General features: G+C 57.9%; 9 protein-coding genes. 7 read left to right on the forward strand and 2 right to left on the reverse strand.

The window, feature by feature from the left end; all coding sequences use genetic code 11:
* Positions 1 to 48 precede the first annotated feature (48 nt).
* Together KVT28_RS11950 and KVT28_RS11955 are read right to left on the reverse strand one after the other, a co-directional pair.
* On the reverse strand, positions 49 to 1,383 hold the full coding sequence (locus KVT28_RS11950; protein WP_167391199.1) for a carbohydrate porin: 1,335 nt from the start codon (positions 1,381 to 1,383) through the stop codon (positions 49 to 51).
* 218 nt (positions 1,384 to 1,601) lie between these two features.
* Positions 1,602 to 2,564 (reverse strand): aldo/keto reductase, encoded by a 963-nt coding sequence (locus KVT28_RS11955; RefSeq protein WP_217548652.1) that lies wholly within the window; start codon positions 2,562 to 2,564, stop codon positions 1,602 to 1,604.
* 240 nt (positions 2,565 to 2,804) lie between these two features.
* Between KVT28_RS11955 and KVT28_RS11960 the strand changes: the two genes are divergently transcribed.
* From KVT28_RS11960 to baeS, 7 genes are all read left to right on the forward strand, one after another.
* Positions 2,805 to 4,025: an MdtA/MuxA family multidrug efflux RND transporter periplasmic adaptor subunit gene (locus KVT28_RS11960; protein WP_110866640.1), complete on the forward strand. Its 1,221-nt coding sequence runs from the start codon at positions 2,805 to 2,807 to the stop codon at positions 4,023 to 4,025.
* Positions 4,025 to 7,147 carry an MdtB/MuxB family multidrug efflux RND transporter permease subunit gene (locus KVT28_RS11965; RefSeq protein WP_217548654.1) on the forward strand — a complete coding sequence of 1,041 codons (3,123 nt, stop codon included), beginning with the start codon at positions 4,025 to 4,027 and terminating at the stop codon, positions 7,145 to 7,147. Before KVT28_RS11960 ends, KVT28_RS11965 begins: the two co-directional genes overlap by 1 nt.
* Positions 7,144 to 10,215 (forward strand): multidrug efflux RND transporter permease subunit MdtC, encoded by a 3,072-nt coding sequence (gene mdtC / locus KVT28_RS11970; protein WP_217548656.1) that lies wholly within the window; start codon positions 7,144 to 7,146, stop codon positions 10,213 to 10,215. Before KVT28_RS11965 ends, mdtC begins: the two co-directional genes overlap by 4 nt.
* Positions 10,216 to 10,286: 71 nt before the next feature.
* Positions 10,287 to 10,520 (forward strand): type II toxin-antitoxin system VapB family antitoxin, encoded by a 234-nt coding sequence (gene vapB / locus KVT28_RS11975; protein ID WP_217548658.1) that lies wholly within the window; start codon positions 10,287 to 10,289, stop codon positions 10,518 to 10,520.
* The gene (vapC, locus tag KVT28_RS11980) at positions 10,520 to 10,918 is read left to right on the forward strand and encodes a tRNA(fMet)-specific endonuclease VapC (protein ID WP_217548660.1); all 399 of its coding nucleotides are present in this window, start codon (positions 10,520 to 10,522) and stop codon (positions 10,916 to 10,918) included. The genes vapB and vapC overlap by 1 nt, the downstream gene beginning before the upstream one ends.
* Positions 10,919 to 10,934: 16 nt before the next feature.
* On the forward strand, positions 10,935 to 12,341 hold the full coding sequence (mdtD, locus tag KVT28_RS11985; RefSeq protein WP_110866636.1) for a multidrug transporter subunit MdtD: 1,407 nt from the start codon (positions 10,935 to 10,937) through the stop codon (positions 12,339 to 12,341).
* Positions 12,338 to 13,723 (forward strand): two-component system sensor histidine kinase BaeS, encoded by a 1,386-nt coding sequence (gene baeS, locus KVT28_RS11990; protein WP_101763347.1) that lies wholly within the window; start codon positions 12,338 to 12,340, stop codon positions 13,721 to 13,723. Before mdtD ends, baeS begins: the two co-directional genes overlap by 4 nt.
* Positions 13,724 to 13,725: the final 2 nt, after the last annotated feature.

Below are 13,725 nucleotides of genomic sequence, written 5' to 3' on the forward strand. Positions count from 1 at the left end.
CCCTGCCCTCTCCCAAAGGGAGAGGGCAAAGCCACAGATTCTGCCAGATTAGAAATTCACGTTCGCACTGATCCCACCCACAAACGCATCTTTCACTTCACTTACCGCCCCCGGCGCCACCACATATTGCAGGTTCGGACGCAATTGCAGCCATTTGGTCAGCTGCGCGTTGTAGTAGATCTCATAGTTGTACTCTGAGCCATCCTGAATCGGCAGGTAGGTTGGGCTATTGAAGTCGGTCTCACCGTTCGCGTTGTTCTGCTCTCGCTGCGAACGCGTGTAGGCGCTGTTAACGTGAATACGTGCCGCACCCACACCAATCTCATCCTGCGGACGCGCATCAAACGGCCCTTTCCAGGTGAAGCTCACCGACTGATAATTATCCGTTTTCGAGGTTTTGTGGTCGTTCATCACCGCTTGAACGGTGACGCCCAAACCACGGCTGGCATCGCCGCCCTGCGCGGTCAGCTGCTGTTGCAACAGCACGTAGCCGCCGTAAGCGTGATCCTGGCTTTGATAAGCCCCATCGCGCCAGCTGCCGTAGTTATCGCCGTTAGCCGAAGAGTAGTAATAGCCGATACGGTAATTACCCGGCAGCTTATCGGCGCCTAACGTCGGTTTCCAGCCCAACTCTACCGGCACCAGATTGCCTTCGGAGTTGCTGGTATCAAGACGGAATCCGTCGCCGCGATCGTAGTTGGCGCGGTTCTGGTTATAGAAGCCCACCTGGAAGAACACTTCAGGTGTGATATTCACCTTCACGCGGCCGCCCCATTGGGACACCGGCCAGTTGAACCAGCGATCGCCACGCCAGTTACCGGCCTGGCCGCTACCGAACGCCAGGTTCTGGAACTTACTGTCAAAGTTATCGAAATCTTCACCGACGGTAACGCGACCGGCTTTCAGGTTCACGGTGTTATCGAACAGACCTTTGCTTAACCAGAACTGGGTTAAACGCCAGGTTTGACCGCGTCCGTACACTTCCTGAGTGGAGGACAACATGCCGGTGCGACGATCGGCGACCTGGTCGGAAATGTTCTGACCATTACGATCGGTAATCGTCATCTGGAATTGCGCATCCTGCCAGTTGAGCAGTTTTTCCAGGTCGAAGTTAGCGCCAAACGCCCACTGATCGCTGTAGCGCATTGAGGTGTTGGTATCGGCGCCGCCCGCCAGATTGGAGCCGCTTTCCATGGTGTAGTTAACGTCGAATTTTATGCCGTCATTTTCCAGCTGCGTTCGGTAACCGCCCCAATCACCAAACATATAGGGAGAGTCGTAACTGAAAGCATCAGCGGCCAGCGCAGATGCACTCAGCATCGCAAACATCAGAGTTCCCGCTGCCAGGCGGGGTAAATGCTGCACTGCTTCTTTTCTGTTCATGATGGTTATTCTTATATGAAGTTACTGGAATGGATCGAACAGAGGATAGTGCTGAGGATTTGTCAGTTTTTGCAAATATGTGCGCAGTTTACCGCAGGATGATAGTTCGTTAGCGCAATTGTGACGTCTGTCGATGATTGAAAATCTTTTGTGGGAAATGGCATTTTTTGTGAGGCAGAGCTGGAAAATAGCGGGACGCCGCAGCGTCCCTGAAAACCTTACAGTTTGCTGGCGCTCGCCAGCTCTTCGATCTCTTGCTTGCTGAGCTCGAGCTGTGTAGCTTTCACTAACTCATCCAACTGCTCCAGCGATGTGGCGCTGACAATCGGGGCGGTAATGCTCGGACGGGCAATCTGCCACGCCAGCGCCACCTGCGTTGCCGACACATCGTGCGAGGCGGCAACATCTTCCAGCGCTTCAACAATGCGCTTGCCGCGTTCATTCAGGTACTTGTCGACGATGCCCTGCCCGCGCTGACTTTTGCTGGCATCCTCTGGCTTTTTGTACTTACCGCTGAGGAAGCCGCTGGCCAGCGAATAGTAGTTAATCACGCCGAGGCCATTTTTCACCGCAACCTGCTCCAAACCGCTTTCATACTCCTGACGATCGTAGAGATTGTATTCCGGCTGCAGGGTTTCATAGCGCGCCAGGCCATGTTGCTTGCTCACGTCCAGCGCTTCCTGCAGACGTTTAGCGTTATAGTTAGACGCGCCAATGGCACGCACTTTGCCCTCTTTGATCAGCGAATCAAAGGCTTTCAGCGTCTCCAGCAACGGCGTCGCGTCATCATCGCGGTGCGCCTGATAAAGATCGATGACGTCGGTTTGCAGGCGGCGCAGCGAATCTTCTACCGCCTGACGAATGTAAGCCGGCTTGAGGCCGGTTTTCTCCGGCGACAGCTCCATGCCGACTTTGGTGGCCAGCACGATGCTGTCGCGCTTGCCGCTTTTCTTCAGCCATTTACCGATGATGGTTTCCGATTCGCCACCTTCGTTACCCGGCGCCCAGCGCGAATAAACGTCGGCGGTATCGATGAAGAACAAGCCCTTCTCCACCAGCGCATCAAGCAGGGAAAATGAGGTTTTCTCACCCACCGTCCAGCCAAACACATTGCCGCCAAAGGTGAGACGGGGAACTTCAATACCGCTGTCGCCGAGCTGGCGGAGTTTCTGTTGACTCATTTTGTTCTCCTTATTCAAACGAGACAGGTCTGTATTGAGCTTAGCAAAGGAAATTGCCGCGCTTATGCCTATTGCTGGCAGAATATTTACAGAATATGAATACTTACCTTTAATGGGGCGATATTCTTATTTCCTTCAATTTTTGCCCGGTCCGGGCGACTACAATCATTCGTTTGCGAAATGGCTATTTTTATATTTCGCATTGGGGAAAACGAAAAATGCTGGAGAGCACACGCCTTGATGAACCGTCGAATTAAAACAAGCTTACTGGCCGTAGCCGTGATTGCCGTGCTGGCGGGCGGATATTATTGGTGGCAGCATCCAGCGGAACCGAATAAACAGCCGCAGGCCGAAGGTCAGCAGCAGCGTGGTCGCGGCGCAGGTGGCAAACGCCCCTTAGCGCCAGTGCAAGCCGCCGCTGCCACCACCCAAAGCGTGCCGTATTTCCTCAGTGGCCTTGGCACCGTGACCGCCGCCAACACCGTTACGGTGCGCAGCCGCGTTGACGGCCAATTGATGGCGCTGCACTTCCAGGAAGGAGAGCAAGTGGCCGCTGGCGCGCTGCTGGCGGAAATCGATCCGCGCCCTTATCAGGTGGCATTAACTCAGGCGCAGGGCCAACTGGCAAAAGACCAGGCTACGCTCGCCAACGCGCGCCGCGATCTCAGTCGCTATGAAAAACTGGCGAAAACCTCGCTGGTGTCGCAGCAGGAACTCGATACGCAACGTTCGCTGGTGAGCGAAACGCTCGGCACCCTTAAAGCTGATGAAGGCAACGTCGCCAGCGCCCAGCTTAATCTCACCTACAGCCGCATTACTGCGCCGATTGGTGGACGGGTCGGCTTGAAGCAGGTGGATGTCGGCAACTACATCACCTCCGGCGATACCACCGGATTGGTGGTGATCACCGAAACGCACCCCATTGACGTGGTGTTCAGCGTCGCCGAGAACAACATCAGCCAAATCCTCAAGGCGCAGAAAAGCGGACAGCCGCTGATTGTCGAAGCCTGGGATCGCAGCAACAAAACGCTGCTGACCAGCGGCACGCTGTTGAGCCTCGATAACCAGATTGATGCCACCACCGGCACCATCAAACTCAAAGCACGCTTCAGCAACGAAGATGACACGCTGTTCCCTAATCAGTTTGTCAATGCGCGTCTGAAAGTGGACACCTTGCAGGATGCGGTGGTGATCCCCACCGCCGCGTTGCAGATGAGCAATGACGGTCACTTTGTCTGGGTGGTCAACAGTGATAACAAAGTGAGCAAAAAACGCGTCACCGCTGGGTTACAGGATAGCCAGAAAGTGGTGATCAGTGCGGGCCTCGAAGCAGGCGAACGCGTGGTGACCGATGGGCTCGATCGCCTGACGGAAGGTGCCACCGTTGAAGTAGTGGCACCGCAAAGCGCCGCGACCCACAGCACGCGCGCTGCGCAGCCCGCACGCGGAGAGCGTCAATAATGCAGGTGATGCCTCCTGACAGCAGCGGTGGACCTTCGCGCCTGTTTATTCTGCGCCCGGTCGCCACCACGCTGCTGATGATCGCCATTCTGTTAGCCGGCGTGCTCGGCTACCGTTTTCTGCCGGTCTCCGCGTTGCCTGAAGTCGATTATCCGACCATTCAGGTGGTTACGCTCTATCCCGGCGCTTCTCCCGATGTGGTGACCTCTTCCATTACCGCGCCGCTGGAACGCCAGTTTGGCCAGATGTCCGGCCTGAAGCAGATGGCGTCGCAGAGTTCGGGCGGCGCGTCGGTTGTCACATTGCAGTTTCAGCTGACGCTACCACTGGATGTTGCCGAGCAGGAAGTACAGGCAGCGATCAACTCCGCCACCAATCTGCTGCCGAGCGATCTGCCAAATCCACCGGTCTACAGCAAAGTGAATCCGGCCGACCCGCCGATCATGACGCTCGCCGTCACCACCACCAGCATGCCGCTCACGCAGGTGCAGGATATGGTGGAAACGCGCGTGGCGCAGAAGATTTCTCAGGTTTCGGGCGTGGGTTTAGTCACGCTGTCGGGCGGGCAACGTCCTGCGGTGCGTGTGAAGATGAACACCCAGGCGCTGGCTGCGCTCGGCCTGACCAGCGAATCGGTGCGCACCGCCATTACTAACGCTAACGTCAATTCGGCGAAAGGCAGCCTCGACGGCCCAACGCGCTCAATTACGCTGTCGGCTAACGATCAGATGACCTCGGCGGAAGATTATCGCAAGCTGATCATCAGCTATAACAACGGCGCGCCGGTGCGGCTGGGCGATGTGGCGACCATCGAACAAGGTGCCGAAAACAGCTGGCTGGGCGCCTGGGCGAACCGTCAGCAGGCGATTGTGCTCAACGTGCAGCGCCAGCCCGGCGCTAACATCATCGCCACCGCCGATAATATTCGCGCCATGCTGCCCGGATTAACCGCCACGCTGCCGAAATCGGTGGAGGTGAAACTGCTTACCGACCGCACCACCAACATCCGCGCTTCGGTCAGCGATACCCAGCACGAACTGATGCTGGCGATGGGTTTGGTGGTGATGATCATCTACCTGTTCCTGCGTAACGTTCCGGCGACCCTCATTCCCGCCGTCGCCGTGCCGTTGTCGCTGGTCGGCACCTTTGCCGCGATGTATTTCCTGGGCTTCTCGATCAACAACCTGACGCTGATGGCGCTGACCATCGCCACCGGTTTTGTGGTTGATGACGCCATCGTGGTGATCGAGAACATCTCGCGCTATATCGAAAAAGGCGAAAAGCCGCTGACGGCGGCGCTGAAAGGCGCGGGCGAGATTGGCTTCACCATTATCTCCCTCACCTTCTCACTGATTGCGGTGCTCATTCCGCTGCTGTTTATGGGCGATGTGATTGGCCGCCTGTTCCGCGAATTCGCCGTGACGCTGGCGGTGGCGATTTTGATCTCCGCCGTGGTGTCGCTGACGCTGACGCCGATGATGTGCGCCCGCATGTTAAGCGCTGAATCGCTGCGCAAGCAGAACCGCTTCTCGCGGGCCAGCGAAGCGATGTTTGACCGCATTATTGCCCGTTACGGACGCGGCTTAACGCGCGTGCTGCTGCATCCGTGGATCACCTTATCGGTAGCGCTCGGCACCTTGCTGATCACCGTGTTGCTGTGGATCATGATCCCCAAAGGCTTCTTCCCGCAGCAGGATAACAGCATTATTCAGGGCACCTTGCAGGCGCCGCAGTCGGTCTCTTACGCCAACATGGCAGAGCGCACGCGCGATGTCGCCTCGATCATCATGAAAGATCCGGCGGTGCAGAGCATGACCTCGTTTGTCGGCGTCGATGGCACCAATGCCGCGCTCAACAGCGCTCGCCTGCAAATCAACCTGAAGCCGCTGGATGAGCGTGACGATCGCATTCCGGCCGTGCAGCAGCGTCTGCAACAGGCGTTAGCCAAAGTGCCCGGCATTTCCCTATGGCTGCAGCCGGTGCAGGATTTGACCATTGATACCCAGGCGAGTCGCACGCCGTACCAGTTCACGCTGCAATCGGGTTCGCTGGAGTCGCTGAGTTTGTGGGTGCCGAAACTGCTGGCGCAACTTAACACGCTGCCGCAACTGCGCGACGTCAGCAGCGACTGGCAGGATCAAGGTCTGGAAGCTTTTGTAAGAGTCGATCGTGACAGCGCCAGCCGCCTCGGCATCAGCATGGCCGACGTGGATAACGCGCTGTATAACGCCTTTGGCCAGCGCCTGATCTCCACCATTTACACTCAGGCCAACCAATATCGCGTGGTGCTGGAGCAGAACAGCGATGCCACGCCAGGACTGGCGAGCCTCGACGGCATTCGCCTGACCAGCAGCGACGGCGGCAGCGTGCCGCTTAGCGCCATCGCGCAGATTGAGCAGCGCCACGCCGCGCTCAGCATTAACCATCTCGACCAGTTCCCGTCGGCGACCTTCTCGTTTGATGTCGCGGAAGGGTATTCGTTGGGCGATGCGGTGAAAGCGGTGAGCGCAGCGGAAGATCAGGTGGGCATGCCCGCCGAAATGATGACGCAGTTCCAGGGCAGCACGCTGGCCTTTGAAGCGGCGCTGTCCAGCACCGTGTGGCTGATTGTGGCGGCGGTGGTGGCGATGTATATCGTGCTCGGCGTGCTGTATGAGAGCTTTATCCATCCCATCACCATTCTCTCGACGCTGCCCACCGCCGGTGTCGGCGCGCTGCTGGCGCTGATGCTGAGCGGTAATGAGCTGGATATCATCGCCATTATCGGCATTATTTTGCTGATCGGTATCGTGAAGAAAAACGCCATCATGATGATCGACTTCGCGCTGGCAGCGGAACGTGAGCAAGGCATGCCGCCGCGCGAGGCGATTTATCAGGCGTGCTTGCTGCGTTTCCGCCCAATTCTGATGACCACATTGGCGGCACTGCTCGGTGCACTGCCGCTGATGCTGAGCACCGGCGTTGGCGCGGAGTTGCGTCGTCCGCTGGGCATCGCCATGGTGGGCGGTTTGGTGGTGAGCCAGGTGCTGACGCTGTTCACCACGCCGGTGATCTATCTGCTGTTTGATCGCCTGTCGCACGCTACGCGCCGTCGCTTTAAGCGCCCGGAGGCGCAGTCGTGAAGTTTTTCGCGCTGTTTATCCATCGTCCGGTCGCCACCACCTTGCTGACGCTGGCGATTGCGCTGGCCGGTATTCTAGGCTTCCGTCTGCTGCCGGTGGCGCCGCTGCCACAGCTGGATTTCCCGGTGATTTTGATTTCGGCTTCGCTGCCCGGTGCGTCGCCGGAAACCATGGCGGCATCGGTGGCAACGCCGCTGGAGCGCTCGCTGGGGCGCATCGCGGGCGTCAGCGAAATGACCTCCACCAGCTCGCTGGGCAGCACGCGCATCATTCTGGTGTTCGATTTTGATCGCGACATCAACGGTGCGGCGCGCGATGTGCAGGCGGCGATCAACGCCGCACAAAGTCTGCTGCCAACCGGCATGCCGAGTCGTCCCAGCTATCGCAAAGCCAACCCTTCCGATGCGCCAATCATGATCCTGACGCTGACCTCGGACATTTATAATCCCGGTCAGCTGTATGATTACGCCTCAACGCAACTGGCGCAGAAACTGTCGCAGATTGAGGGCGTAGGCGATGTGACAGTCGGCGGCAGTTCACTGCCGGCGGTGCGCGTTGAACTCAATCCGCAGGCGCTGTTCAACCAGGGCGTATCACTGGATGCGGTGCGCACCGCCATCAGTAACGCCAACCAGCGCCGTCCGCAGGGCGCGATTGACGACGTGCAGCAGCGCTGGCAGTTACGTACTAACGGAGAATTGCAAACCGCCAGCGAATATCAGCCGCTGGTGGTGCACTACAACAACGGTGCGGCGGTGCGCCTCAGCGATGTCGCTAACGTGCAGGATTCGGTGCAGGATGTACGCAACGCCGGGATGACCAACGGTAAAGCGGCGGTGCTGCTGGTGGTGCGTAAATCGCCGGAAGCCAACATCATCGATACCGTCGATCGCATTCGTGGCGAATTGCCGGAACTGCATGACGTGATCCCCGCTGCCATCGATCTGCAAATTGCGCAGGACCGCTCGCCAACGATTCGCGCCTCGCTGCATGAAGTGGAGCAGTCGCTGATCATCGCCGTCGCGCTGGTGATTCTGGTGGTGTTTGCCTTCCTGCGTGACTGGCGCGCCACGCTGATCCCCGCCGCTGCGGTGCCGGTTTCATTGATTGGCACCTTCGCCGCCATGTATCTGTGTGGCTTCAGCCTGAATAACCTGTCGCTGATGGCGTTGACCATCGCCACCGGATTTGTCGTCGATGACGCCATTGTGGTGCTGGAGAACATTGCGCGCCACGTCGAAGCGGGCATGAAGCCGCTGCAGGCGGCGCTGACCGGCGTGCGCGAGGTCGGTTTTACCGTGCTGTCGATGAGCCTATCGCTGATTGCCGTGTTCCTGCCGCTGCTGATGATTGGCGGCATTATTGGTCGCTTCTTCTCGGAGTTCGCCATCACGCTGTCGGTGGCGATTCTGATCTCGCTGTTTATCTCGGTCACGCTGACGCCAATGATGTGCGCCTATCTGCTGAAACCGCAGGTCAAACGCAGCCAGCCGCGTCTCCGCGGTTTCGGCAAACTGCTGATGAAAGTGCAAAACGGCTACGCGCGCTCATTGGGTTGGGTGCTGAATCACGCCATTTGGGTGCTGATGTTGCTGCTCGGCACCGTGGCGCTCACCGTTTGGCTGTTCATCTCGATCCCGAAAACCTTTATGCCGGAACAGGATACCGGCCGCTTACAAGGATTTATCTCGGCGGATCAGAGCATTTCGTTCCAGGCGATGCGCGGCAAGCTGCAGGATTTCATGAACATCATCAAAGCCGATCCGGCAGTGGATAACGTCACCGGCTTTACCGGCGGTTCGCGCACTAACAGTGGCTCGATGTTCGTCTCGCTCAAGCCACTCTCCGAGCGCAGCGAAAGCGCGCAGGAAGTGATCGCCCGGCTGCGTATCAAGCTGGCGAAAGAGCCCGGTGCCAATCTCTATCTCAACGCGGTGCAGGACATTCGCATTGGCGGACGTGAGTCCAACGCCAGCTATCAGTACAGTTTGCTGTCGGATAACCTGAATGATTTGCGCGAATGGGAGCCGAAAATCCGTCAGGCGTTCGCCGCCCTGCCCGAGCTGGCGGACGTCAACTCGGATCAGCAGGACAACGGCAGTGAAATGAACCTGACTTACGACCGTGAAAGCATGGCGCGGCTCGGCATTGATGTCTCTGCCGCTAACGCCCTGCTGAATAACGCTTTTGGCCAGCGCCAGATCTCCACCATTTATCAACCGCTTAATCAGTACAAAGTGGTGATGGAAGTTGATTCGCGCTACACCCAGGACATCAGTTCACTCGATCAGATGTTTGTGATCAACAGCGACGGCAAAGCGATTCCGCTGAGCTGGTTTGCCAAGTGGCAACCGGCCAACGCGCCGCTGTCGGTGAACCACGAAGGCTTGTCGGCGGCGTCCACCGTTTCCTTCAACCTGCCGGAAGGCGTATCGCTGTCGCAGGCGTCTGAAGCTATTGACCGCACCATCACCGCGCTTGGCGTGCCTTCCAGCGTGCGCGGCAGCTTTGCCGGCACCGCGCAGGTGTTCCAGCAGTCGCAATCCAATCAGCTCTACCTGATGCTGGCGGCGATTGCGGCGGTGTATATCGTGCTGGGCATTCTGTATGAGAGCTACGTGCATCCGCTGACCATTATCTCCACGCTGCCGTCGGCGGGCGTCGGCGCGCTGCTGGCGCTGGAGCTGTTCAACACGCCGTTCAGCCTGATTGCGCTGATCGGCATTCTGCTGCTGATCGGTATCGTGAAGAAGAACGCCATCATGATGGTCGACTTTGCGCTGGATGCCGAGCGTAACGGCAATCTGTCGCCGCGCGACGCGATTTTCCAGGCGTGCCAGCTGCGTTTCCGCCCGATACTGATGACCACGCTCGCCGCGCTGTTTGGCGCACTGCCGCTGGTGCTGACCAGCGGTGACGGCGCGGAGCTGCGTCAGCCGCTCGGCATCACCATCGCCGGGGGGTTGGTGATGAGCCAGCTGCTGACGCTCTACACCACGCCGGTAGTCTATTTGATGATGGATAAGCTGCGGCGGCGTAAGAAAAAGGTTCAACTGATAGCTGAATGACTTGCTACACACGCTTGCTATGTAGCACCAAGAGCGTAAACTTTGACCAGTTCAATACTGAGGAGGTTTATATGTCACAAGGTACCGTGTTTACCAGCAACAGGACGCAAAACGTTCGCATTCCAGCAGACGTTCGTTTTCCTGATGATGTGAAAAACGTCACTGTGAGAGCAATCGGCAAGGAGCGCATCCTCACGCCCATAGAGAACGCCTGGGACAGTTTTTTCCTCGACGGTCCGACGGTGAGCGATGATTTTATGGATGAGCATGCTTCGCAGGAACAATCTGAGCGGGAAGCGTTTTAATGCATCGCTACATGCTGGATACCCATATTGTTATCTACGTCATCAAGCGGCGGCCGATTGAAGTGCTCGAACGTTTCAACGCCAATGTCGGCCGGATGGTTATCTCGACGATCACCCTGGCGGAGCTGTTTCACGGCTCAGAAAAGAGCGCCTTTCCTGAGCGGAACCTACGTACCGTTGAAGATTTTGTCTCACGCCTTGATGTGCTGAATTACGATGCCAAAGCCGCTTTCCACTATGGCGCTATCCGCGCAGAGCTTGAGAAAAATGGCACGCCTATCGGCCTGAACGATCTTCATATCGCCGCTCATGCCCGCAGTGCCGCCCTGACGTTGGTATCGAACAATTTGCGTGAATTTTCACGCGTGAATGGGCTGATCTGCGAAAACTGGATCTGACATAACGGGTACCTGCATGTCACCTCAAAACGCCACCGTGCGCTGGCAGCTGTGGATCGTCGCGTTTGGCTTCTTTATGCAGGCGCTGGATACCACCATCGTCAATACCGCGATCCCGTCGATGGCGCGCGATCTCAACGTCAGCCCGCTGAATATGCACTCGGTGATCGTCTCTTATGTGCTGACGGTGGCGATTACGTTGCCGATCAGCGGCTGGCTGGCGGACCGTTTTGGCGTGCGCAATATCTTCTTCTGCGCGATTGTGCTGTTCAGCATCGGCTCGCTGCTGTGCGCCTTCTCCGCCACGCTCGATGAGCTGATTATGGCGCGCGTGGTGCAAGGCATTGGTGGCGCGATGATGGTGCCGGTTGGTCGCTTAACGGTGATGAAAATTGTGCCGCGCGAGCAATATATGTCGGCGATGACCTTCGTCACCACGCCGGGACAAATTGGTCCGCTGCTCGGCCCGGCGCTGGGCGGGATTCTGGTGCAGTACGCCAGCTGGCACTGGATTTTCCTGATCAACATTCCGGTTGGCATCATTGGTGCGATTGCCACGCTGACGCTGATGCCGAATTATACCATGCAGACGCGGCGCTTCGATTTCCTCGGTTTTGTGCTGCTGGCCGTCGGCATGGCGACCTTAACGCTGGCGCTGGATGGTCAGCGCAGCGCCGGCGGATCGCCGCTGTTGCTCGGCTTACTGATTCTGGTTGGGGTGTTTTCACTGTTGTTCTACCTGATGCACGGCCGCAACAACGATAATGCGCTGTTCAGCCTGAAACTGTTTGATAACCGCATCTATTCAATTGGCCTGATCGGCAGTTTTACCGGCCGCATCGGTAGCGGCATGCTGCCGTTTATGACGCCCATTTTCCTGCAGGTCGGCCTCGGCTACAGCCCATTCCACGCCGGATTGATGATGATTCCAATGGTGCTCGGCAATATGGGGACTAAGCGCGTGGTGGTGCGCATCGTCAACCTGTTCGGCTATCGCAATGCGCTGGTCGGCGCGACCCTGGCGCTGGCGCTGGTGGTGCTGCTGTTCCCGCTGGTGGCGCTGCTGGGATGGATTTGGCTGCTGCCGGTGGTGTTATTGCTGCAGGGCATGGTCAACGCCATCCGCTTCTCTTCGATGAATACCTTGACGCTAAAGGAACTGCCGGACGATCTGGCTTCCAGCGGCAACTCGTTGTTGTCGATGATCATGCAGCTGTCGATGAGTATTGGCGTCACCGTGGCCGGTTTGCTGTTGGGCGCATTTGGCCACGGCGTGGTAGCCGACAGCCCGGCGGCGCATCAAACCTTCATTTACACCTATCTATGCATGGCGCTGGTGATTGCGCTGCCGGCGCTGGTGTTCTGGCGCGTACCGAAGGATGTCAGTAAAAACGTTGACCTTAGAGGCAGGAGCAAAGGATGAAGCGGCCGGTAAAATGGGGCATTGGTGCCAAGCTGTTTGCGGCGATTTTTTCCACCTGCATGCTGGTGATCATCACCATGCATTGGGGCGTGCGGCTCAGCTTTGAGCACGGCTTTGTGGATTACATCAAAAAGGGCAACGAGCAGCGCTTAACCCTGCTGAGCGATGCGCTGGCCGATCAGTATGAACAGCACGGTAGCTGGGATTTTCTGCGCAGCAATGACAAGCTGATTTTTTCAATTTTGCGCTCGCTGGAGCAGAATCCGGGCAGCGTGAATCAGTTACCGCCGCACGGCTGGCGCACGCAGTTCTGGATTATCGATCAGCAATACAAAGTGCTGTCAGGGCCGCGCCAGCCGGTACCGCCGGAAGGTACCCGGCGCAATATCACCACCAGCAACGGCAAAATTGTTGGCTGGGTGATTGCCTCACCGGCAGAACGTCTGACGCGCAGCACCGACATCAACTTTGATCAGCAGCAGCGACGCACCAGCTGGATGATTGTGGCGCTGACCGGGTTACTCGCCGCGCTGGTCACCTGGCTGCTGGCGCGCGGTTTACTGGCACCGGTAAAACGGCTGGTGGATGGCACGCACCATTTGGCGGCGGGCAATTTCGCTACCCGCGTGGAAGTCGGCAGCAGCGATGAACTCGGCCAACTGGGCCGCGACTTCAACCAGCTTGCCAGTTCGCTGGAAAAGAACGAAAGCAACCGCCGCGCCTTTATGGCCGACATCTCCCATGAACTGCGCACGCCGCTGGCGATTCTGCGTGGTGAGCTGGAAGCGATGCAGGATGGTGTGCGCAAGCTGACGCCTGAAGCCATCAGCTCGCTACAAAGCGAAGTGGTGGTGCTGACCAAACTGGTGGAGGATCTGCATCAGCTGTCATTATCTGACGCGGGCGCCCTCGCCTATCGCAAGCAGCCGGTTGACCTGGTCACTCTGCTGGAAGTGGTGGCCGGCAGCTTCGGCGAACGTTATCGCAGCCGCGGCTTAGCTCTTAATCTGGCGTTACCCGCGCAGGCGGAGAGCTTTGGCGATCCCGATCGCCTGATGCAGCTGTTCACCAATTTGCTGGAAAACAGCCTGCGTTACACCGACAGCGGTGGCGCGGTGCAGCTCTCGATGCAGCTGGCGGGCGAAAACTGGCAGCTGCGGTTTGCGGACAGCGCGCCGGGCGTTGATCCGGCCCATCAGGCACAATTATTTGAACGATTTTTCCGCGCAGAAAGTTCACGCAATCGCGCCAGCGGCGGCTCTGGGCTTGGCCTGGCGATCTGTAAAAATATCGTGGAAGCGCATGACGGCAGCATCAGTGCGGATCACTCTGATTTAGGTGGACTGCAAATCACGCTAAACTTGCCGTATGTTCCTCACTAGAC

The organism is Pantoea sp. GbtcB22 (assembly GCF_019091025.1).
Lineage (GTDB): Bacteria > Pseudomonadota > Gammaproteobacteria > Enterobacterales > Enterobacteriaceae > Pantoea > Pantoea leporis.

Coding starts and splice junctions, on each gene's coding strand:
- KVT28_RS11955 (WP_217548652.1), bottom strand. CDS start 2,564: ATGAGTCAACAGAAACTCCGCCAGCTCGGCGACAGCGGTATTGAAGTT.
- KVT28_RS11965 (WP_217548654.1), top strand. CDS start 4,025: ATGCAGGTGATGCCTCCTGACAGCAGCGGTGGACCTTCGCGCCTGTTT.
- baeS (WP_101763347.1), top strand. CDS start 12,338: ATGAAGCGGCCGGTAAAATGGGGCATTGGTGCCAAGCTGTTTGCGGCG.
- KVT28_RS11950 (WP_167391199.1), bottom strand. CDS start 1,383: ATGAACAGAAAAGAAGCAGTGCAGCATTTACCCCGCCTGGCAGCGGGA.
- mdtD (WP_110866636.1), top strand. CDS start 10,935: ATGTCACCTCAAAACGCCACCGTGCGCTGGCAGCTGTGGATCGTCGCG.
- vapB (WP_217548658.1), top strand. CDS start 10,287: ATGTCACAAGGTACCGTGTTTACCAGCAACAGGACGCAAAACGTTCGC.
- KVT28_RS11960 (WP_110866640.1), top strand. CDS start 2,805: ATGAACCGTCGAATTAAAACAAGCTTACTGGCCGTAGCCGTGATTGCC.
- vapC (WP_217548660.1), top strand. CDS start 10,520: ATGCATCGCTACATGCTGGATACCCATATTGTTATCTACGTCATCAAG.